Origin of the sequence: Streptomyces davaonensis JCM 4913 (assembly GCF_000349325.1) — a bacterium.
GTDB lineage: Bacteria > Actinomycetota > Actinomycetes > Streptomycetales > Streptomycetaceae > Streptomyces > Streptomyces davaonensis.
In genome coordinates, this window is the sequence record NC_020504.1 from 6457479 (window position 1) to 6479045 (window position 21567).

The 21567-nt window shown below is 70.9% G+C and carries 20 protein-coding genes; 10 read left to right on the forward strand and 10 right to left on the reverse strand.

Going from position 1 to position 21567, the window contains the following annotated elements; translation table 11 throughout:
* Positions 1 to 3 precede the first annotated feature (3 nt).
* From BN159_RS28605 to BN159_RS28615, 3 genes are read left to right on the forward strand one after another with little or no spacing between them, the layout of a single operon-like run.
* Positions 4 to 1182, forward strand: coding sequence for a sensor histidine kinase (locus BN159_RS28605; protein WP_015660493.1), 1179 nt, complete (start codon positions 4 to 6; stop codon positions 1180 to 1182).
* Positions 1179 to 1841, forward strand: a complete 663-nt coding sequence (locus tag BN159_RS28610) for a response regulator (RefSeq protein ID WP_015660494.1) — start codon at positions 1179 to 1181, stop codon at positions 1839 to 1841. The genes BN159_RS28605 and BN159_RS28610 overlap by 4 nt, the downstream gene beginning before the upstream one ends.
* A 39-nt stretch (positions 1842 to 1880) precedes the next feature.
* Entirely contained in the window at positions 1881 to 3065 is a 1185-nt protein-coding gene (locus tag BN159_RS28615) for a sialidase family protein (RefSeq protein ID WP_015660495.1), read from the forward strand.
* 8 nt (positions 3066 to 3073) lie between these two features.
* Here BN159_RS28615 and BN159_RS28620 read toward each other — a convergent pair whose 3' ends face one another.
* The 5 genes from BN159_RS28620 to BN159_RS28640 are packed head-to-tail and all read right to left on the reverse strand — an operon-like array spanning position 3074 to position 9599.
* The gene (locus tag BN159_RS28620) at positions 3074 to 4000 is read right to left on the reverse strand and encodes a dihydrodipicolinate synthase family protein (RefSeq protein WP_015660496.1); all 927 of its coding nucleotides are present in this window, start codon (positions 3998 to 4000) and stop codon (positions 3074 to 3076) included.
* Positions 3997 to 5034: an oligopeptide/dipeptide ABC transporter ATP-binding protein gene (locus tag BN159_RS28625; protein WP_015660497.1), complete on the reverse strand. Its 1038-nt coding sequence runs from the start codon at positions 5032 to 5034 to the stop codon at positions 3997 to 3999. Before BN159_RS28625 ends, BN159_RS28620 begins: the two co-directional genes overlap by 4 nt.
* Positions 5031 to 7004, reverse strand: a complete 1974-nt coding sequence (locus tag BN159_RS28630; protein WP_015660498.1) for a dipeptide/oligopeptide/nickel ABC transporter permease/ATP-binding protein — start codon at positions 7002 to 7004, stop codon at positions 5031 to 5033. Before BN159_RS28630 ends, BN159_RS28625 begins: the two co-directional genes overlap by 4 nt.
* Complete coding sequence (locus BN159_RS28635; RefSeq protein ID WP_015660499.1) at positions 7001 to 7963, reverse strand: ABC transporter permease; 963 nt, start codon at positions 7961 to 7963, stop codon at positions 7001 to 7003. Before BN159_RS28635 ends, BN159_RS28630 begins: the two co-directional genes overlap by 4 nt.
* A gap of 4 nt (positions 7964 to 7967) precedes the next feature.
* Entirely contained in the window at positions 7968 to 9599 is a 1632-nt protein-coding gene (locus BN159_RS28640) for an ABC transporter substrate-binding protein (protein WP_015660500.1), read from the reverse strand.
* 215 nt (positions 9600 to 9814) lie between these two features.
* Here BN159_RS28640 and BN159_RS28645 point away from each other — a divergent pair, with 215 nt between their 5' ends.
* Positions 9815 to 10510, forward strand: coding sequence for a FadR/GntR family transcriptional regulator (locus BN159_RS28645; RefSeq protein ID WP_015660501.1), 696 nt, complete (start codon positions 9815 to 9817; stop codon positions 10508 to 10510).
* Positions 10511 to 10520: 10 nt separating this feature from the next.
* On the opposite strand, the gene BN159_RS28650 is transcribed toward BN159_RS28645, so the two are convergent.
* Positions 10521 to 11441: a hypothetical protein gene (locus BN159_RS28650; RefSeq protein ID WP_015660502.1), complete on the reverse strand. Its 921-nt coding sequence runs from the start codon at positions 11439 to 11441 to the stop codon at positions 10521 to 10523.
* A complete protein-coding gene (locus BN159_RS28655; RefSeq protein ID WP_015660503.1) occupies positions 11434 to 11982 on the reverse strand; it encodes a SigE family RNA polymerase sigma factor in 549 nt (182 codons plus the stop codon). The genes BN159_RS28650 and BN159_RS28655 overlap by 8 nt, the downstream gene beginning before the upstream one ends.
* Positions 11983 to 12063: 81 nt before the next feature.
* Between BN159_RS28655 and BN159_RS28660 the strand changes: the two genes are divergently transcribed.
* The gene (locus BN159_RS28660; protein ID WP_015660504.1) at positions 12064 to 12501 is read left to right on the forward strand and encodes a protein-tyrosine phosphatase family protein; all 438 of its coding nucleotides are present in this window, start codon (positions 12064 to 12066) and stop codon (positions 12499 to 12501) included.
* Here the strand turns inward: BN159_RS28660 and bla are convergent.
* Positions 12494 to 13378 (reverse strand): class A beta-lactamase, encoded by an 885-nt coding sequence (bla, locus tag BN159_RS28665; protein WP_015660505.1) that lies wholly within the window; start codon positions 13376 to 13378, stop codon positions 12494 to 12496. The two genes, BN159_RS28660 and bla, sit on opposite strands and share 8 nt — an antisense overlap.
* Before the next feature lie 133 nt (positions 13379 to 13511).
* Here bla and BN159_RS28670 point away from each other — a divergent pair, with 133 nt between their 5' ends.
* Positions 13512 to 14588 carry a hypothetical protein gene (locus BN159_RS28670; protein ID WP_015660506.1) on the forward strand — a complete coding sequence of 359 codons (1077 nt, stop codon included), beginning with the start codon at positions 13512 to 13514 and terminating at the stop codon, positions 14586 to 14588.
* Here the strand turns inward: BN159_RS28670 and BN159_RS28675 are convergent.
* The gene (locus BN159_RS28675; protein ID WP_015660507.1) at positions 14576 to 16060 is read right to left on the reverse strand and encodes an alpha/beta hydrolase; all 1485 of its coding nucleotides are present in this window, start codon (positions 16058 to 16060) and stop codon (positions 14576 to 14578) included. The genes BN159_RS28670 and BN159_RS28675 overlap by 13 nt on opposite strands.
* Before the next feature lie 103 nt (positions 16061 to 16163).
* Positions 16164 to 16697 carry a GNAT family N-acetyltransferase gene (locus BN159_RS28680; protein ID WP_015660508.1) on the reverse strand — a complete coding sequence of 178 codons (534 nt, stop codon included), beginning with the start codon at positions 16695 to 16697 and terminating at the stop codon, positions 16164 to 16166.
* A gap of 293 nt (positions 16698 to 16990) precedes the next feature.
* Between BN159_RS28680 and BN159_RS28685 the strand changes: the two genes are divergently transcribed.
* The 4 genes from BN159_RS28685 (at position 16991) to BN159_RS28700 (ending at position 21567) form a co-directional block, all read left to right on the forward strand.
* The gene (locus BN159_RS28685) at positions 16991 to 17743 is read left to right on the forward strand and encodes an SCO2525 family SAM-dependent methyltransferase (protein WP_106435799.1); all 753 of its coding nucleotides are present in this window, start codon (positions 16991 to 16993) and stop codon (positions 17741 to 17743) included.
* Positions 17744 to 17818: 75 nt separating this feature from the next.
* The gene (locus tag BN159_RS28690; protein WP_015660510.1) at positions 17819 to 19669 is read left to right on the forward strand and encodes an SCO2524 family protein; all 1851 of its coding nucleotides are present in this window, start codon (positions 17819 to 17821) and stop codon (positions 19667 to 19669) included.
* A gap of 3 nt (positions 19670 to 19672) precedes the next feature.
* Positions 19673 to 20590, forward strand: a complete 918-nt coding sequence (locus BN159_RS28695; protein ID WP_015660511.1) for an SCO2523 family variant P-loop protein — start codon at positions 19673 to 19675, stop codon at positions 20588 to 20590.
* Positions 20587 to 21567, forward strand: coding sequence for an SCO2522 family protein (locus BN159_RS28700; RefSeq protein ID WP_015660512.1), 981 nt, complete (start codon positions 20587 to 20589; stop codon positions 21565 to 21567). Before BN159_RS28695 ends, BN159_RS28700 begins: the two co-directional genes overlap by 4 nt.

Genomic DNA, 21567 nt, shown 5'->3' on the forward strand with positions numbered 1-21567 from the left:
GTGATGGCCGCGATCAACCGGGATCCGACAACCGCGCCGCACGGCGCCCGCAACGACGTGTTGCTCGCGGTGGCGGCGTCCGTCCTGGCCGTGTGCCTGGCGCTGAGCACCGACGCCGGCCGCCGGCCCGACGCGCTCGGCTGGACACTCCTCATCGCCGCCCATGTGCCGCTGATGTGGCGGCGGCGCAAGCCGCTGCTCGTGTTCGCGGTGGTGGTGGCCTGCGTCCTGCCGTACCACGTGCTCGACAACAACCACACCGCGCCCGTCCCCGCCTCGTTCATCGCGCTCTACACGGTCACCGTCACCCAGCGCCCCTTCCACACCCTCCTGGTCTCGGCCGCGGGGCTCGGCCTCTCCCTGGCCGGGATGCTCTCTCTCGGCGGGGACAAGCAGGCCGCCGAACTGCTGCGTATCTACGGCTGGGTGCTCGCCGTCATCTTCGTCGGCATCGACGTCCGCTATTACCGGCAGTACATCGCCGCGGTCTTCGAACGTGCCGAGCGCGCCGAGCGCACCCGCGAGGAGGAGGCCCGCCGCCGGGTCGCCGAGGAACGTCTGCGCATCGCGCGGGACCTGCACGACCTGCTCGCCCACAGCATCACCCTGATCGGGGTGCAGACCTCGGTCGCCGCGCATGTGCTGTCCGCCGACCCCGAGCGGCTCGACCGGGAGACGGTCGCCAAGGCCCTCGACGACATCGCCGAGACCTGCCGCAGCGCGCGCGGCGAACTGCGCACCACCCTGGAGGTGCTGCGCGAGCCAGGACCGGTCGACGCGCGCGGCCCGCTGCCCGGACTCGACGGACTGCCCGATCTGGTGGAGGCCGCCCGGCTCGCGGGCGCGCGGGTGGAGCAGACGGTACGGGTCCGGCAGGCACCCCCTGCCGTCGGCGCCGCCGCCTACCGCATCGTGCAGGAGGCGCTCACCAACGCCGTACGGCACGCGGGACCCGAACCGACCGTCCGGGTCGACCTGCACGAACAGGACGGCGCCCTGCATCTCGCCGTCACCGACGACGGCACCGGGCCAACCGCCGGGAAGACACCCGGCTTCGGGCTGGTCGGAATGCGCGAGCGCGCCCGCAGCGTGGGCGGCACACTCGACGCCGGGCCGTGCGAACCGGGCGGCTTCCAGGTGTCCGCCGTACTGCCGCTCATGCCACTGGGAGAGACCACGTGACCATCCGCGTCCTGCTCGCCGACGACCAGACCCTCGTCCGGGCCGCGTTCGCCATGCTCGTCGAGTCCGCGGCGGACATGGAGGTCGTCGGGCAGGCGGCCACCGGCCGGGAGGCGCTGGAGCTGGCCCGCAAGGAGCGGGCCGACCTCGTCGTGATGGACATCCGGATGCCCGACCTCGACGGCATCGAGGCGACCCGGCTGATCGCGGCCGACGAGGACCTCGCCGGGGTACGGGTCCTGGTGCTGACGACCTACGACACCGACGAGCACATCGTGGAGGCGCTGCGGGCCGGGGCCTCCGGCTTCCTGGTGAAGGACACCCGTCCGGCCGAACTCCTCGACGCGATCCGCACGGTCGCCGCCGGGGAGGCGCTGCTGTCGCCGGGGCCCACGGCGCGGCTGATCGCGCGATTTCTGCGCAGCCCCTCGACCCCCGCGGTGGGCGGTCCCGAGGGCCTGTCCGAGCGGGAGCGCGAGGTGCTCACGCTGGTCGCGCGCGGCCTCAACAACACCGAGATAGCGGAGGCGTTGGGGCTCAGCCCGCTCACCGCGAAGACCCATGTCAGCCGCATCATGGGCAAGCTGGGGGCGCGCGACCGGGCCCAGCTGGTGATCGTCGCCTACGAGTCGGGTCTGGTGACTCCGGGAACCATGTGACGGACAGGTCAATATGTGACATTCCGTCAAGGGAGCTCGATGACCCTTCTGAGCCGCACTCTCCTCGTCACCGCTGTAATCCTCACCCCGCTCACCACGACCGGCCGGGCCTCCGCTGCCGAGGGCTGTGCCTCCTCGGTCCCCTATGTCGCGGGGCAGGGCGGCTACGACACGTACCGCATCCCGGCGACGGTCACCACCCGCCGGGGCACGCTGCTGGCCTTCGCCGAGGGCCGGCACGACGGCGCGGCCGACAGCGGTGACATCGACGTCGTCCTCAGACGCTCCGCCGACGGCGGCTGCACCTGGGGCCCGCTGACCGTGGTGGCCGCCGGGGACGGCGACACCCGGGGCAATCCGGCGCCGGTGGTGGACCCGTTGACCGGCGCGATCGTGCTGGTCACCTCGTACAACAGCGGTGCGGTGACCGAGGGCCGGATCATGCGGGGCGAGGTGACTCCGGAGCAGAGCCGTAGAGTCTTCGTGCAGAAGAGCTGGGACGACGGACTGCGCTTCAGCCGCCCCGAGGACATCACCGCGCAGGTGAAACCCGCGAACTGGCGCTGGTACGCCACCGGCCCCGGGCACGCGGTCGCGCTGCGGTACGGTCCGCACGCGGGACGCCTGGTGGTCCCCGCCAACCACTCCGCGGCCCCACCGCCCAGGTCCGCCGACTCCGGGCAGGAGCCCAAGTACTACGGCGGCCACGCCATCTACAGCGACGACGGAGGCGACACCTGGCAACTCGGCTTCGTGGACGACGTCTACGACGGCTACGTCAACGCCAACGAGTCCACGGCCGCCGAACTCCCGGACGGGAGCCTCTACTTCAACTCCCGCGACCAGCACGGCACCGCCACCGGCCACCGTCTCGACGGCCGGTCCGCGGACGGGGCCCGGTCACTGCTGCGGCCGTACGCCGTCCAGCCCACGCTGAACGAGGTGCCGGTGGTGCAGGCGAGCGTCCTCCAACTCCCTGAGTACGGGGCGCCCTTGCTGTTCTCCGGTCCGTCCGTGCCGACCGCCCGGCAGTCCATGGCCGTCTGGAGCAGCAGCGACGGCGGGGTGTCGTTCAGCAAGGCAGTGACGCTCTCCGAGGAGCGAGCCGCCTACTCCGACCTGGTCCAGGTCGACCCGGACACGGTCGGCGTGCTGTACGAGACGGGCATGGACAGCCCGTACGAGTCGATCGAGTTCCGCCGGCTGCCGGTCAACTCGCTCTAGAGGTACGCCTAGAGCAGTCCGGCCGTCGCCAGGAACTTGCCCACGCGTTCGATCTCCTCCGGGCCGAGCGGCACCTGGGGATGGGCGGTGGCCGGGCAGTCGATGACGCCGCGCAGGTGCAGGGCCGCCTTGAAGGCGCCGAGCGCCGACGAGCTGCCGCCCATCCGGGCCGGGTCACCGGCCCGGACCATGCCGAACAGGGCGCACAGCCGCTCCTGTTCGGCGCGGGCCCGGTGCCGGTCGCCGGCGCGGCTGAGCCGGTCCAGGCGGACGTAGCCGTGCGGATCGACGTTGGCGAGTCCGGGCACCGCCCCGTCCGCGCCCAGCGCCAGGGCCGCGTCGACGAACAGTTCGGAGCCGGTGAGCACGCTGAAGTCGGAGATGTCGGGGTGGGTGCGGGCGCCGGTGACGACCTCGCGGAAGCCGGCCAGATCGCCGCTGGAGTCCTTCAGCCCGGCCAGCACGCCCTCGGCGGCCAGTTTCAGGACCAGGTCGGCGGGGAGCTTGGTGTGCACGGCGGCCGGGATGTCGTAGGCGATGACGGGGACCGGGCTCCCGGCGGCGATCAGCCGGTAGTGGCGGGCGATCTCGGCGGGGTGGGTGGAGGCGTAGAAGGGGGCGGTCGCCACCACCGCGTCCGCCCCGGCCGCCGTCACCCGCGCCACCTGGTCCAGCACCCGGGGTGTGGTCATGTCGATGACGCCGGCCAGCACCGGCAGCTTCCCGCCCACGTGCAGGGCCACCGTCTCGACGACCAGTCTGCGCTGCCGGTCCGTCAGGAAGGCCGCCTCCGAGGTCGAGCCGAGCACGAACAGGCCCTGGACCCCGGCGTCCACCAGATGGTCGACGAGCCGGAGCAGCGAGTGGACGTCGATCTCGCGGTCCGGTGTCAGGGGTGTGCAGACGGGCGGGACGACACCGGTGAGCGGGTTCATGACGGCTCCCTTGCGGACTGTGCCAGGTCGTGGGTCGACCGGTCCTCCTCGACAGGATGGTGGCAGCGGTAGCGATGTCCCGGGCTGGACGCGTCGGAAAACTCCGGCATCACCTGAGCGCACAGCTCCGACACCTTCCAGCACCTGGTCCGGAAGGGGCAGCCGCTGGGCGGCCGGACCGCCGACGGGACCGGCCCGACCAGCGGAATCGGGTCCACGGCGTGCAGCAGTCCGGGCGTGGCGGAGAACAGGGCGCGGGTGTACGGGTGACAGGAGCGGTCGGTCACCCGGTCGGCCGGTGTCTCCTCCACGATCCGGCCGAGGTACATGGTGATCACCCGGTCGCTCATCCGCCGTACCGTCTGGATGTCGTGCGAGACGAAGACGAGGGCCAGGCCCAGGCGCTCCTTGAGGTCCAGCAGGAGGTTGAGGATCTGGGCGCGGACCGAGACGTCCAGGGCGCTGGTGGGCTCGTCGGCGACCACCAGATCGGGGTCGAGGGCCAGGGCGCGGGCGATGGCGACGCGTTGCCGTTGACCGCCGGAGAGCTGGCCGGGCAGGGCGTCGGCGAGCGCCCGGGGCAGTCCGACGAGGGCCATCAACTCCCGTACCCGGTCCTCGCGTTCCCGCTTGCCGCCCTGCTCGTGGACGTCCATCGGGTCGCGCAGGATCCGCCGGACGGGCAGGCGCCGGTTCAGGGCCGTGGACGGGTCCTGGAAGATCATTCCGGTGGAGCGGCCCACCGTTGCGCGCCGCTCGGCGGGCGGCATGGTCCACAGGTCACGGCCCCGGAAGGCCACCGTCCCGGACGCGGGGCGCTCCACACCGACCAGTACCTTCGCCAGCGTCGACTTCCCGCACCCGGACTCGCCCACCACCCCGACCGTCTCACCGGGCGCCACGGCGAGGTCGGCGCCGGTGAGTGCGTACACCCGGTCGCGGGTGAAGACTCCGCCGCTGCGGGCCTTGTGGACGACGTGGGTGTCCGTCAGCTCGACGATCGGGTGCGACTCGGGTACGGGGATCGCTTTCACTGCACGGCCTCCGTCGTCACCAGCTGGACCGCCGGGTCATGGCAGGCGGCCGTGTGCGTGTGGGTGCCCACCAGGTCCGGCCTGCTGATCAGGCACCGCTCGGTCGCCCGTGGGCAGCGGTCGGCGAACCGGCAGCCGTCGGGGAAGTCGGCGGGGGACGGGACGACGCCCCTGATCTGCGTCATCCGTTCGGCCGCGCCCTCCAGCGACAGCACGCTGCCGAGCAGCCCGCGTGTGTAGTGGTGGGCCGGTGCCTCCACCAGTTCGGCCGTGACCCCGGTCTCGACGACCTGCCCGCCGTACATCACCACCACCCGGTCCGTGACCTCCGCGACCAGGGCCAGGTCGTGCGAGACCAGGATCAGCGCGAACCCCAGCTCCTCGCGCAGCCGCAGCAGCAGCGCCATGATCTGCGCCTGCACGGTGACGTCGAGGGCGGTCGTCGGCTCGTCGGCGACGATCAGCTTCGGGTCCCGGGACAGGGCCATGGCGATCAGTACGCGCTGGCGCTGGCCGCCGGACAGTTCGTGCGGATAGCTGCGCAGGGTGCGCTCGGGGTCGAGGCCGACCAGGGTGAGCAGTTCGGCGGGGCCGCGGCGGCCGCCGCGCCGTACGACCTGCTTGAGCTGGGCGCGGATGGTCATCGCCGGGTTCAGGGAGGACAGGGCGTCCTGGTAGACCATCGCCATCTCGTGGCCGAGCAGTTTGCGGCGGGCCCGCATCGGCTCGGCCAGCAGGTCCCGCTGGTGGAAGCGGACCTGGCCGCGCACCCGGGCGCCCTTGGGCTGAAGGCCCATGATCGTCAGCGCGGTCAGCGACTTGCCGCAGCCCGACTCGCCGACCAGGCCCAGCACTTCGCCGGGCCGCACCTCGAAACTGATCCCGTCGACGATGTCCACGCCCCGGTGCCGGTCCGGGAAGCCGATGGCGAGGTTCTCCACGGCCAGCACCGGTTGGGCGTCCGTGGGCAGTGGGCGAGCCCTCGATCGCAACCTCCGCGCGGCCTCCGCCAGCCCTGGCAGGGCGACGACCTCGCCGCTGCCGGGCTCCGGCGCCTGGAGCCGGTCCACCTCCTCGGGGACCTCCACCTCGCGGGCCGCCGGAGCCGCCCAGGCGTCGGACACGCCCTCGGAGAGGATGTTCAGCGAGAGCACGGTGAACAGGATCACCAGACCCGGGAAGACGGTCGCCCACCAACCCCCGGTCAGCACCATGTTCTTGCCGTCCGCGATGACACTGCCCCACGACGGGTCGGGGGGCCTGACTCCCGCGCCGATGAAGGACAGCGACGCCTCGAAGACGATGGCCTCGGCGACCTGCACCGTGCAGAACACCAGGACCGGGGCCGCGCAGTTGACGGCCACATGACGCCAGACGATGTGCGGGGTGCGGGCACCGATCACCCGTTCCGCGGTCACATAGTCCTCGCCGTACTGGTCGAGCACGTTCGCCCGTACGACCCTTGCCACCGGAGGGGTGAACAGGAAGGCGATGGCGCAGATCAGGACGGTGATCCCGCCGCCGAACACGGCGACCAGGACGGCGGCGAGCGCGATGCCGGGGAACGCCATCACCACGTCCAGACAGCGCATCAGCGTCTCGTCGACCGCCTTGCGGGAGGTCGCCGCCACCGCCCCGATCAGCGCGCCCGCCACCAGGGCGAGTCCGGTGGCGCCCAGCCCGATCGCCAGCGACCAGCGGGCCCCGTACATCAGCCGGCTGAGGATGTCCCGGCCCAGGCTGTCCTGGCCCATCCAGTGCTCGGCGGAGGGGTGTCCGGTGCCGTCGACCGGGGGCTGCTGGTCCAGCGGGTCGTGCGGGGCGAGCAGCGGGGCGAACACGGCGACCAGGACCACCAGGGTCAGAAAGCCGACGGCGAGCTTCGACATCAGCGGCAGTCGGCGCCGGCCGCGCAGCCGGACGCCGGGGCGGGAGAGCCCCTTCGTGAGTTCCTTGCGGTTCATGATCATGCGGCCGAGTCCCTCAGTCGCGGGTTGACCAGCAGATACAGGATGTCGATCACCAGGTTGACGATGACGAAGCCGAACGCCGTGGTCAGCACCACGCCCTGGACGACCGCCGGGTCACCGTTCTTCACCGCGTCGATCATCAGCTTGCCCATGCCGGGCAGCGAGAAGATCGTCTCGATGACGACCGCGCCGCCCAGCAGATAGCCGACCCTCAGGCCCAGCACGGTGAGCGGATTGACCAGGGCGTTGCGCAGCACGTTGCGGCCCACCACCACCCGCGGCGGCAGACCGCTGCCGATCGCCGTGCGGACGTAGTCCTTGTCCAGCTCCTCCACCACCGAGGTGCGCACGATCCGGGTGAGCTGGGCCGCCACCGGCAGCGAGAGGGCGAGCGCGGGCAGCGTCATCGTCTTCAGCCAGCCGGTGAAGGAGTCCGCCGGGTTGATGTAGCCGCCGGCCGGGAACCAGCCCAGTTCGACCGCCAGGTACTGGATCATCAGCAGTGCCAGCCAGAAGCCGGGCGCGGCCACCCCGGTCAGCGAGACCACCCGGATGATCTGGTCCGGGAGCCGGTCCCGGTAGACGGCCGCGGTGACCCCGCCGAGCAGCGACAGCACGACCGCGACGCCGAGCCCCAGGAAGGTGAGCTGCATGGTCAGCGGCAGCGCGGTGAGCACCTGGTCGGCCACCTCGCCCCGGGTGAGCACGCTGGTGCCCAGGTCGCCGTGGAGCAGATCGCCGACGAAGGCGAAGTAGCGCACGGGCAGCGGATCCAGCAGGCCGTTCTCCTCGCGGAACTCGTGCAGTTGCTCGGGGGTGGGGTTGGCGCCCTGGAAGAACGCGGACGCCGGGTCGACGTCCGAGAAGCGCATCACCAGGAACACGAAGAGCACGATGCCGAGCGTCAGCGGCACCAGCAGAACGATTCGGCGCAGCAGGATCCGTACGACGGCCGTCATCCCGTTAGGCCCACTTCGCCTGGAGCAGGTTGATGCCGGGGTACGGCTGTGCCCTTATGCCGGTGAGCAGCCGGTCGTCCCAGGCCGTCATCAGCTCGTTGTGGACGACCGGGTAGAGCACGGCCTGCTCGGCGACGACGTCGACGTAGTCCTGGATCATCGCCTTCTTGCGGTCCGGGTCGGGCTCCCGGGTCGCCCGGTCCATGTCCTTGAAGAGCTGCCTGGCGACCGGATCGCGGGCCCAACGGGTGTACTGCATCCACAGGTTGGTGGGCCCGTAGTTGTAATGCATGATCAGATCGGCGTCGAGGCCGAACTGGTTGGGGTTCGATGCGGCGGCGACGACCTGGTAGTCCTGCTTCTGGTCCATCTTGGTGAAGACGGCCGTGGTCTCCTGCGGGGACAGCGTTGTCCTGACGCCGATCGCGTCCCAGGAGGACTTGATGGTCGGCAGGCAGTCCACGATCCAGCTGACGTTCACCGCGAGGATGTCGATCCTCAGCCCGCTGACCCCGGCCTCCTTCAGCAGCGCCTTCGCCCGGTCCGGGTCGTGGTCGTAGACCGTCTTCGCGCGCCGGTAGGCGGGGTTGGCCTCGTTCAGGAAGGAACTCGACGGGGTGCCGTGCCCCTTGAGGGCGACCTCGACCATCTTCTCGGTGTCGATGGCGTAGTGCAGCGCCTGCCGCACCCGTACGTCGTCGAAGGGCTTGTGCTCGGTGTTGAACATCAGGAACAGGTTGTTCATTCCGGCCCCGCCCGCGACCGTGAGACCGCCGCTCTCCAACTGCCCGATGTTGGCGTACGGGATGTTGTCGGAGATCTGCGCCCCGGCGCTCGCCCCCGAGATCCGGGCGACCCGCGGGGCCGCGTCCACGATCGTCAGCCAGTTCATCTTCCGGAAGGCGGCCCGGCGCGGCCCGTTGTAGCCGGCGTACGCCTCGAAGGTGGTGTTGGACTTCGGGTGGTGCGCGGTCTGCCGGTACGGGCCCGAGCCGATCGCCGTGCCCTTGATGGCGTCCTCCCAGCCGCCCGGCTCGGAGAACACGTGCTTCGGCATGACCTTGGCGAGGGTGAGCCGGGAAAGCCCGTCCGGGAAAGGGAACTTGAGTACGAGTTCGACGGTCTGCCGGTCGACCTTGCGGACCTCCTTCAGCCAGGGCGCGAAGAAGCCCTTGGCGAGGGTCTGGGTCTTCGGGTCGAGGATCCGGTCGAAGACGAACACGACGTCGTCGACGGTGACCGGCTTGCCGTCATGGAAGGAGGCGCCCTCCCGCAGCGCGAACCGCCAGGTCGTGGCGTTCGGGTCGGCCGGGACCCGGGTGGCGAGGGCCGCGTACGGCTCACGCGAGATGGGGTCGGTGTCCAGCAGGCCCTCGTAGATGTGGTTGTTGGCGGCCATGCAGAAGGCCGACGCGGTCTGCGTCGGATCCCAGCTGCCGTCGTTGCCGTAGCCGATGACCGCGGTCAGCGTGCGGTTCGGGCCGCCCGCCCCGCCGCCGGTGTCGTTGGTGGACTCCGGCCCGGCCGAGCAGGCCGCCAGCGACGCGGAGACGGCGGCGGCCGCGCCCAGCGCGCCGGAGTGCTTCAGGAAGGCCCGGCGACCGAGCGCCGGCACGTCGTGGGTCGCGTCGCGCACGGTTCCTCCAGAAGAAGAGGGAGTGGGGGGAGGGAGATACGACGTCCTACGTCCTGACAGTCAGCCGCGACCATAGGAGGGGCGATGGGGGCGGTCAAGGCATCACACACGAATGGCCTATTCCGCCATAGGTCGGACCAATGGCGGTGCGAAAAGGCGGGAGTTGAACCTGCTTGTCACCGGAGGTGGGACGTGGGACGTCCACGGCGCGTACGATGCCGCGCATGGCCGGGGAGACCGGGAACAGTCGCATACGGCGCGCGGTGGTCCAGCTGATCCTCGACCGCGGGCTCAGGCCGGGCGCGCCGCTGCCCACCGAGGCGGAGCTGATGGCGGACCTCAAGGTGAGCCGCAACTCCGTGCGCGAGGCGCTCAAGGCGCTCCAGGCGCTGGACATCGTGGAGATCCGGCACGGCTACGGCACCTACGTCGGGCACGCCTCACTGACCCCGCTGGTCGACGGGCTGACCTTCCGCGCGCTCGCCCGGCACGACCAGGACGCCGGGGCGCTCGCCGAGATCCTCCAGATTCGGGAGGTGCTGGAGGAGGGGCTGATCCGGCGGGTGGCGACGATGCTCACCGAGCCGGAGCTGGACCGTCTGGAGAAGGTCGTCGACCGGATGGACGAGGCGGGCCGCGCGGGCCTGCCCTTCGACGAACTCGACCGCGAATTCCACGAGTTGCTCTACGCCTCGCTCGGCAACGCCCTCGTGCCGCAGCTCCTCGGCGCCTTCTGGACCGTCTTCCGCCGGGTCTCCGGCGCCCTCGGCCGCCCCGACCAGCCCGCCCCGGACGTCACGGTCCGCCGCCACCGCGACATCGTGGACGCCCTGCGCGCCCACGACATCGAGGGCGCGCAGCGCGCGATGGCGGTCCATTTCCACGGCATCGAGGCCCGCACCATGAGCTGAGCGCTCGGGGCTACGGCAGCGTCTTCTCGTACGACGGGTCCTCGTCGGAGTCGTAGACGAGCTTGCCGTCGGCGTCGTAGCCCTTGATCCGGGGGGCCTCGGTGACCTGTCGGTCCAGGACGCCGGAGGCGATGAACCAGCCGTGGTCCAGGACCGCCCGGCCGGTCGTGTCGCCGTAGCTGACGGTGATCTTGGCGACCGAGGGGTCGAAGGTACCGATCGCACCCCAGCGGAAGGGCAGTTTCCAGTTCCCGCGGTCCAGGAAGGACTGCTGGTACAGCTTGCCGCCGTTGATGTCCGGCACCACCGCGAGGGCGCCCGGATCGGGGGCGCCGCCGCTGAGGTTAAGGCCCTGGGCCTCGCCCTCGCGGATGTTGCAGATCATCCGCGTCCCGTGCTCGTCGTCCTCCTTCACCGCGACGACGTACATGCCGTCACCGGGCGCGTTGGAGTCGCCGGTGCTGTTCATCGCCAGGATGATCCGGTAGCTGTCTGCCGGGCCGAGATCGGTGTCCCGCGGGCCGAGGCTGTGCTTCTCCTCGTAGGCGAGGCACTGGTCCACCGCGTCCGCCGCCTGCTCGAACGTGATCCCGTCCAGCAGTTGACCCTCCGTCACGGGGCGCGCGGGCCCCGACGGGGTCGGGGACGGCGTCGGGGAGTGAGAGGCGCTGACCGACGGGGTCGGTGACGTGGCCGTGGTGGAGCCGCCGCCGTCGTTCCCGGTCACCGCGTACGCGCCCACCGGCAGCGCGGCCAGCGTCGCCAGCACCGCCCCGGCCGCCGCCACCCGGCGCCGCCGCTCGGCCACGCCCTGGCGACGGATCTCCGGATACGGCACCGGCGCCGGCCGGATCGTGTACGCGTCCTCGGCGAGCAGCTCACGCAGCCGCTCCTCCACGTCCCGCTCCCGCTCCTGCTCCGCGTCACTCATCCGTGGCTCCCCTCGTCGCCGCATGGCTGTGCTCGGTCCCGCCCAAAACCCGCGCGAGCCCCGGATGCGCGCGCAACTTCGCCAGCCCCTTGGACGCCTGGCTCTTGACCGTGCCGGGCGAACAGCCGAGCGTGTCGGCGACCTCCGCCTCGGACAGGTCCTCCCAGTAGCGCAGGACCACCACCGCCCGCTGCCGGGGCGGCAGTTCGGCCAGCGCGGGCAGCAGCGCGCTGCGCGCGTCGGCCCAGGCGTACGCCTCGTCCCGGCCCGCCCGCTCCGGCGGCGCCGCGGTCAGCGCCTCCCGTACCCGCCGCTTGCGGAACCGGTCGCTGTTGCAGCTGACCAGCATCCGCCGGACGTACGCCTCCGGGTTGTCGCTGCGCGCCACCCGCCGCCAGGACCGGTACGCCTTGGCCAGCGCCGTCTGCGTCAGATCCTCCGCGTGGTGCGCGTCGCCCGTGAGCAGATAGGCGGTCCGCACGAGATGGGACCACCGCGCTCTGACGAACTCCTGGAACCGGTCTTCTGGTTCGACCTGCATCAAGCACCCTCCCTCGCCCTCCAGACCACCATCCGCACGGATTCGGTTGCCCGGTCCCCGGGACCAGGTTCGAATGGCTCCATGACAGACGACGAACTGTGGGACGAGGGAGCCCCCGGCGTACTCCGGCTGCCCTCGGGCCGCCTGGTCCGGGGCCGCGGTCTGCGCCGCCCGCTGCCTGCGGCCGCGCCGGACCCGTCGTACGGCGTCTACCTGCTGGGCGGCCGACCACCCGAGTTCTTCTGGGACTTCGACTGGATCCGCTGGCCCGACTTCCGGCTCCCGGCCGACCGCGAGCGGGCCCGCGAGGTGCTGGCCGAGGCCTGGCGACGGGCCGCCGACCAGCGGGTCGAGGTCGCCTGCGGCGGCGGACGCGGCCGTACGGGGACGGCGCTGGCCTGTCTCGCGGTTCTGGACGGCGTACCGGCCGAGGAGGCCGTCGCGTACGTCCGCCGCCACTACGACCCGCGCGCGGTGGAGACGCCGTGGCAGCGGCGGTACGTACGACGGTTCAGCTGAGCGTCTCGGCCAGCACCTTCGCCGTCTTCGCGACCAGGGCGTTGTCCCAGGCCGCGTTCTGCTCGGGCTTGGTGGTCAGCACGGACAGGACGATCGGGGCGCCGGTCTCGGTCCAGGCGACGCCCACGTCGTTGGCGGTGCCGTAGGAGCCGGAGCCGGTCTTGTCGCCGAGCGTCCAGGCCGGGGGCAGGCCCGCGCGGAAGCGGGCGGTGGAGGTGGTGTTGCGCAGCAGCCACTCGGTGAGCTGCTCGCGGTCCCGGCGGTTCAGGGCGTCGCCGAGGACCAGCCGGCCGTAGGTGCGGCCGATCGCGGCGGGGCTGGTGGTGTCCGTGACCCGCCAGGGCTCGGCGGTGTTGAGCTCCGGCTCCCAGCGGTCGAGGCGGGTGACCCGGTCGCCGAGGGAGCGGGCGAAGCGGGTGATCGCGGTGGGGCCGCCGAGTTCGCGCAGCAGGAGGTTGCCCGCGGTGTTGTCGCTGTGGGTGATGGCCAGCTCCGCGAGCGCGGCGACCGTCATACCGTCCGACAGGTGCTCCCGGATGACGTCCGGAACCGGGTCCACCAAGTCCGCCTCGGTGTAGTGCAGCCGGCTGTTCAGCACCTCGCCGTCGCGGTCCAGGTCGCGCAGGACGGCGGCGGCCGCGAGCGTCTTGAACAGGGAGCACATCGGGAACAGCTCGTCGGCGCGGTGGCGGACGGTGCGCCTGGTCGCCAGGTTGTGGGCGTACACGCCCAGTCGGCCGCCGTGCTCCTCCTCCAGGGCGCGCAGTCGGGCGGTCGCGCCGGTGCGGTCGGCGGCTCCGGCGGGTGTGGTGGCCGCGGCGGCCAGGGCGGCGGTCGCGGTCGCCAGTAACGTGCGGCGGTTCGGGGTGAAACTCACGGGCGAGGTCTCCTTCGGTCGTACTCGTCGAAACGATCTCTTCAGTGATCGACGCGAGTCCTCATACCTTGGTTGCCGTTCCGTAGACCATCGGCCGACAGACCGACCGGTCCCCGCTCGCCACAGTGAGGGCATGGACAACACCAACAAGGGGATCAGCAGGGCGCGTTTCCTGGCCGGTGTCGCGGCCGCCGGTGTCGCGGGAGCGGTGCTCCCGGCGAGTACCGCCGGTGCCACCGGGGGCCGCCGCCGCGGGTTACGGCACCGGGGCGTCGTCTACACCGTGGGCGCGGGGGAGACCCCGGGCACCGCCTTCAGCAAGGCCCGGATGCGCGCCGACCTCACCGCGATCCGGGACGAGCTGCACGCCGACACCGTGGACGTCACCGGCGACGGTGTCGGGCGGCTCAACTTCACCGCCACCGAGGCCGCCGAGCGCGGACTGCGGGTCTGGCTCCAGCCGACCCTCGGCGACGCCCCCGAGCGGGACATCCTCGACCACATCGCCGAGACCGGCCGCCACGCGGAGCGGCTGCGCCGCCAGGGCGCGGGCGTCGACTTCAGCGTGGGCTGCGAGTTTTGGCTGTTCGTGCCGGGGATCGTGCCGGGCGACAACGTCATGGAGCGGATCGAGAACCTCCTGGCCGGCACCGTCGACCGGGAGAAGATGCAGCGTCGCCTGGACCGCTTCACCGCCAAGGCCGCCGCCGTCGGCCGCTCGGTCTTCCACGGCCGCCTGAGCTACGCCGCCGCCCAGGACGACAAGGTCGACTGGAGCCTGTTCGACATCGTCGGCATCGACTACTACTCCGCCCACGCCGACCCGGCCGACCACGTCCGCGAGCTGAAGAGCTACCTGCGCTTCGGCAAGCCGCTCGCCGTCACCGAGTTCGGCACGTGCACGTATCTCGGCGCGCCCGAGTCGGGCGGCATGGGCTGGAACATCGTCGACCACGACAGGACCCCGCCGGAGATCAAGGGCGACCTGGTCCGCAGCGAACGCACCCAGGCTGACTACCTGACCGGCCTGGTCGACGTCTTCGAGTCGATGGGACTGTACGCGGCCATGGCGTTCGAGTTCGTCACCGCGGACGCCCCGCACCGCCCCGACGACCCCCGTTCGGACTGGCACTGGGAGCCGAAGGAGGCGTACCACGCCCTGGCCCGCCGGTACGGCTGCGCCAGGTCCCAAGGCCGTCAGTCGCAGTAGACGTCCTTCTTCGGACGCTCACCCGTCGCCAGGAAGCGGGAGACCAGCCCGTCGCCGCACGGGGTGCCGTTGATGAGGTAGGCGTCGTGGCCGGTGGAGTCGTTGACGACCATGACCGCACGTCGGCCGAGCGCCTCGCGCAGCTTCAGGGCGCCGCTGAGCGGGGTGGCCACATCGCGCTCGTTCTGGATGAGCAGGATGTTGGACGGGCCGCGGTCGGAGACCGTCACCGGTGCCTCCTTCGGCGGGAACGGCCAGGCCGCGCACAGCATCGCGTTGCGCGGCATGCCCGCCGTCAGCGGGTACTTGGCCCGGCTCTCGGTGACGTCCTTCTGGTAGACGGCGGGATCCGAGGGCCATGCGGCGTCGTTGCAGATGGTCCCGGCGCCGACCGCGGTGTAGTTCTGGAGCAGCTCCTCGGGCGGGGACGGCGGCGCGGGCGGCACCGTGCCCTTTTCGGCCGCGCGGATCAGCCGGGCCAGCGAGGGGAAGTCGTCCGGGTCGTAGAACGCCGTGAGCATGGCCTGGCGCAGCTCGGTGCCGTTCAGCACGGGAGGGTTGGCGCCGGGCCACGGCAGCGGCTCACGGTCGAGGCGGTCGGCCAGCTCCAGGAACCGCGACCGCACCTCCTGCGGCGTACGGGCCACCCGGTCCGGATTGCCGGGCCGGGACGCCCACTTGGCGAACTCCGGGAAGACGTCCTCGACGCCCTGCTCGAACGCGGCCAGCCAGGCACGCTCGGCGTGGACCGGGTCGGGGTGGTCGTTGCTGTCCATGACGATCCGGTCGGTGCGGTGCGGGAACATGTCCACGTAGGCGGAGGCGACATAGGTGCCGTACGACACGCCCCACGCGGACAGCTTCCGCTCGCCGAGCGCGGCCCGGATGCGGTCGATGTCCCGTGCCTCGTTCTTGGTGCTGATGTGCCGGATCAGCTCGCCGCCGTTCTCGGCGCAGGCGTCGGACATGCGCTGGGCGGTGATCATGTTCTCGGTGACGGACCCGTCGGCGGCGGGCCAGGGCCGCAGCTTGGAGAAGGCGAGGTCGCTGGTTTCCAGATCGCAGCTGACGGCGGTGGAAGGGGCGTTCCCGCGCGGGGTGAACCCGATGAGGTCGTAGGCGTCCCGCACCTCCTGCGGCATCTTCTGGCCCTCGTCGGAGGGGTGGGACAGGCTGTCGCCGCCGGGGCCGCCGGGAATCATCAGCAGGGCGCCCCGGCGGGCCGCGGGATTCTCGCTGGGGATACGGGAGATGACGAGGTCGATCTTCCGGCCATGGGGCTCGGAGTAGTCCATCGGAACGGAGACGGTCGCGCACCGCTGGCGGGGGTCGAGCCCCTCGCCCTCGCACTCGGTCCACTTCAGCGCCTCGGCCCGCTTGGCGCCGCCGTCCGCGGCACCGGCGGGCAGGGCGAGACCGAGGACGACACCGGTCGCGGCGATCAGAGCCGCACTTCTCGTGAGCTGCTTCATGCACAGCAGCCTGGCGGATCATGACGGTACGTCACATCCGGGTAACGGCCCTATGTTCCAGGGGGATTACCCCCATCCCGTGACTGGGGGTGACCCCTCCGGGTCACAGGCTCAGCGTCATCACCAGCCGGTCCTCGCCGGGCCCGAAGTAGTCCCGGCGCGCGCCCTCCTCGGACGAGAACCCGATCGACCGGTACAACATGATCGCGGCGGCGTTCGTCGGCTCGACCGTCAACCGGACCTCGCGCACACCCTCGGTGCGCAGCCGGCGCAGCACCTCCAGCATCAGCCGCCTGCCCAGCCCCCGGCCGCGCTGGTCCCGGGTGACGCCCAGGCTCATGATCCAGCACTCGTAGCCGTCCGAGGTGGTCGGGAAGAGCACATAGCCGTGCAGTTGCTCGCCGTCGTCCAGGACGAGCAGCCGGTCGCCATGGACGTCGTACAACTGGCGCAGTACGAAGTAGGGGTAGGGCTCCTCGGGGAACGCCTCGCGGTCGACGCGGACGAGTTCGGGCAGATCGGCCTCGGTGACGCCTCTCATCGTCAGGGGCCGGTCGAGGAACGCCCGGTCGTGGAGGTACGCGTGACCGGTGCGGCCACCGCGCGAAGGGAAACGTTCCTCTGGAAGAGCCGCCATACCGCCCCCCTGCGGGTCCGGGTCAATTGCGCGTTGACACCCGTACGGGTGGTACGAGTGGGACGCGAAGTGTCTGCCTTTCGGGTGTGTTCGGCAGAGTTCCGACCATCTTGAGCGGGACAATCCGGCCGTTCAAGGCCGGATCAGGTCGCGCGAATCCATTGCGCCCGTGCGCCCCCTCTGCGCCCCTTGGGGGCTCCTGTTTTGTCAGGGGGGATCCATCGCGCCCCCGGCGTTGGTACCTTTGATGAATGACCTTGAGATCCTCGGGGGATGCCCAGTTGAATGCGGATGTGAGCTGGGCAGCATTCGACCCGATCGCCTACGTAGATCATAATTACCGCGACTTACAGGCCGAGGACGCGGAGATCCTGTCCATCATCAGGGATCATTTCGGCGATCATTTCCCGAGGCGTGCCGGCCGTCCGGTCACCGGCATCGACGTCGGCGCCGGCGCGAACCTCTACCCCGCGCTCGCCATGCTGCCCTGGTGCGACGAGATCACGCTCTTCGAGCGCTCCTCCGCCAATGTCCGCTATCTGAGGTCCCAGGTCGCCGCCTACGACGGCAACTGGGACCAGTTCTGGCGCGTGCTGTGCAAGAAAGAGGCCTACGGCGCCCTGGACATGGACCCGCGGGCCCGGTTCCGTGACGTCGTCGGCGTCCAGGCGGGTGACCTCTTCGACCTCGTCCAGCACGAGGGCCGCTGGTCGATGGGGACGATGTTCTTCGTCGCCGAGTCGATGACCTCCTCGCGTGCGGAGTTCGACCGGGGCGTGGAGTGCTTCCTGCGGGCCCTGGCCCCGGGCGCGCCCTTCGCGGCGGCCTTCATGGAGCATTCCAAGGGTTATCACGCGGGTGAGCATTTCTTCCCTGCCTGCGATGTGGGGGAGGAGGAGGTGTCCGCGAGCCTGGAGCGATTCACGGACGATTTCACGAGCGTACGCCTCAAATCCTCCGCCGCCGTGCGCGACGGGTATTCCGGAATGATCGTCGCCTATGGCAGGCGGAATTCGGATTCCCGTATTCCGCTGCTGGGCGGCTGACAACAGAAGAGGGATTCTTCCTCGGAGGGGTTCTTCCTCCATCGATGGCAGTGCGGCCTGTGTGAGGGGCATGGGATGCAGATCAAGCCACGCCAGCATCTGCTGGACATCTGGCAGGCGCTGGGGCGCCACTCGTTCGAGGGCGGCGGGTGGGACTGGGGCCAATGGGGCGGCGAGAGCAGTGTCGCCGACGCGGAGCGGCTGCTCTGCCTGCTCTATCCGGCGACCGAGATTCCGGCCTTCCGGCTGGACGATCCGGACACCACCCAGGACGACGTCCAGCAAGTGCTGAAGAAGGCCGGCGGACGGCTGGACATTCCGGCCAACCTCGTCACGGCCGCCGCCGAGTTCATGCGCACCCACACAGGTGAGGACAAGCGCCCCACCTTCTCCGGGGGCTACTACTTCGGCTCCCGCGACAAGACCAAGGAACTCACCGAGGAGCAGCGCCGGACCGACGTGGTCGACTCCTTCTCGATGTCCATCACCCTGTGCCTGGCCACCCTCGGCTTCCTCAAGGTCTACGAGAACAAGACCCGGCGCACCGACATCCGCGAGACCATCGCCGAACTGCGCTCCGCCACCAGCACCCGGCTCACCGCGGCCATGGTCAGTCTGCTGCGCTCCTTCACCGTCAACGTCTTCGACACCGAGGCCCCCCAGGGCCAGACCCTCGCCGAACTCCTCGGCCAGGGACGGCTGTCGCAGCGCCAGGTGCTGAAGAAGTTCCAGGACCGCTTCCGGCCGCTGCGGGCCGCGATCGTCGAGAGCCTCCAGCTCGGTATCGACATCGAGGAGGGCCTGAAGGACGAGAGCCAGCTCTTCGAGTGCGGCTGGGCCTGGACCCTGGTCAAGGACGCGCCCGAGGTCGAGACCGACGAACCCATCGGACCGCAGCCCGAGGGCGTCGCCAACGCGGTGCCGTATCTGTACTTCACCGTGGTCGCCCTCGACGGCATCCAGGACCTGTTCTCCGACCGCACCCTCACCCTGGGCCTGCTCAACTCCGAGCAGCAGAAGCTCGCCGAGGCGCTGCGCCTGCGCTGGGAACTGACCCAGCAGTACTGGTCCCGCATCGCCCGCTTCGACGCCGAGCGCTGGCCCCTGGAGGACATCCCCTGGCGTACGACGGGACAGCGGCTGGAGTCCGAGTACTTCTCCCTCTCCGTCGCCGCCATCCTCGTGCACGACCTGATGCGCCGCCGGGCCACCGACGACGACCTCAACCGCACGGTCACCGTCATGGAGCGGCTCGCCGAACGCGGCCGTATCACCAGCCGGATGACGATGGACGACCCCATGGTCCACACCCTGCACAACGTGGGTGTCGCGCTGCCCCTCCAGGGCAGTGAGCGGATCGGGCCGCCCATGACCTGGTCCATGACCGACTTCTCCGCCCAGTTGCTGAAGCGGACCGTCCAACTGTGCACGCTCTCCCGCAACCTGGCCTCGCACGACCGGCTGCTCGGGCTCGCCGAGGCCATCTTCGACCACATGTGGCGCCGCCGGATCCGCGACGGCGAAGGCGCGGGCCTGTGGGACAACGTCCACGCCGCCTACCCCGAGGCCGACATCACCAAGCGGCGCGTGCCGGTCTCCTGGAGCATCACCGAGCGGGTCACCGAGGTGATGGTGCAGGCCCACCAGATGTACCAGCAGCCGCCGATCCGCAGCCTCGAACTGATCGAGCTGGCCAAGGCGTTGCTCTCCGAGGCCGCCCATCTGCTCGGCAACGAACAGATGGAACCCGCGCCCAAGGACGACGGCCGGCACGGCATGACGCTGCGCAACATCGAGGTCAAACTGCGCCGCGCCCGCGCCCTCGTGGACGAACAGCCCGGCACCTCCTACTCGCTCGCCCTCGACGTCCTCGGACAGCTCGACTCCCTCGGCCGGGCGCGCGAGGCAGCGGCGCAGGGAGTGTGACCCGTGCTGATCTTCGCGGCCTCCGACAAGGGAGGCACGGGCCGCTCCGTCACCAGCGCCAACCTCGCCTACCACCGCTCGCTGGCCGGGGACGACGTCTGCTACCTGGACTTCGACTTCGGCTCGCCCACCGCCACCGCCGTCTTCGACGTGCCCGACGCCCGCCAGGCCGCCGAGGACCGCGGACTGCACTCCTACCTCATCGGCGAGGTCGGCGAGCCGGTCCGGGTCGACGTCTGGTCGGACACCGAGCACCGCGTGCTGCGCAACCGGCCGCCCGGCTCCGGCCGACTGGTGCTGATGCCCGGCGACCTCAGCGGCGGCGAGTTCGCCACCGACGACGACAACCTCCGCCGCTGCGTGGACCTGCTGCTGCGGCTCAACTCCGAGTTCGACCTGATCATCGTCGACCTCAGCGCGGGCCGCTCCTACGCCGTCGACATGGTGCTGGAGGCCACCTCGCTGCCCGAGATGCGCGGCGTGGACGCGCGCTGGCTGATCTTCCACCGCTGGACCCGGCAGCATGTGGCCGCCGCCGCCGGACTGGTCTTCGGCAAGCGCGGGATCGTTGCCGGCGGAGTCGCCCGCGGCCATGACGAGGACGCCCTGCGGGGCGCGATCCGCTTCGTCCGGGCCGCCGTACCCGACCCCAAGTCCCAGCTGTGGTCGCAGGTCTCGGCCACCCAGTCGGCGTGGATGCGCGAGTGCGACCGCGATCTGAAGCAGCTCGCCTCCTCCCAAGGCATCGGCTACAGCCAGGTCCTGGGCGCCGTACCGCTCGAACCGGTGCTCCAGTGGCGGGAACAGCTGATCACCGACGAGGACGTGCTCGACAGCCAGATCGCCAACATGGAGACCTGGCAGGCGCTCAGCGACCTGGCCGGCCGGCTCACCGATGACAAGTACTGGGAGCAGGCATGAGCGAGGCCGTCTTCCGGGAGACCAGCGCCGAGCCACGCACCCAGTCGGTGCCGCTGTCCCACCTCTCGCTGGAGCTGGGCCACCTCTACATGGAGGACTTCGAGGCCGGGCCCAAGCGTCTGGGCGAGCACTTCGCCGAGGTGCGGATCTGGGTGGAGGCCGCCCGTGCCTCCGCGGCCCGGCGCGCGGGTCCCGGACGGCCCCGGATCAGCACCTGCTTCCTCATCGACGACTACTTCAGCCGCTTCTCCACCCCGGCCGAAATCGTCCCCCTGATCCTCAAGGAGGCCGAGGAGGCCGGGCTCACCATCGACTACCTGGCCCGCGAGTCCGGCTGCGCCGTCGCCGACCGGATCGAGCTCGCCGAGTCCGTCATGCACCGCCTCGTGGAGTCCCCGCCGCCCGGCTCCTACGGCTCCCGCCCGCCCGTGAGCCGCACCGGCTGGCTCGCCAACGGCCAGCGCAGCCCCGGCCGGGGCGCCGCCCTCTCCGAGGTCACCGCCTGGCAGCCGCCTCAGGAGACCGCCGCCCGCAACCACTCCGTCTTCATGGACGTCGAGCTGTGGTCCGAGAAGGACGGCCGGCGCCTGTGGTCCTGCCCCTTCCTGGCCGCCGTATGGCAGTTGGCCCGGCTCGGGCTGCTGCGCCACCTCGGTGAGCCCGTGCTCACCCCGAAGCCCTGGGACGGCGACGACTTCCCGCACGATTGGGACCGGCTGCCGCCCCTGCTCCAACTCAACCCGGACGCCGACCCGTTCAGCGCGTACCGCACCTGCACCCTGATGCCCAACCGCTTCCTCGCGGTCGAGGACGCCGTACGGCTGATCCTGGACCAGATAGACGTCGACACCGACGCCCTGGCGCAGATCGACCGGCGCTCCCGAGGCGAGAAGGCCGAGGTCCCCGCCGTGGTCGCGCAGCGCGCCTCCTACGTCTTCTACGAGGAGCCCGCCGACTCCCGCACCGAGGGAATCTGA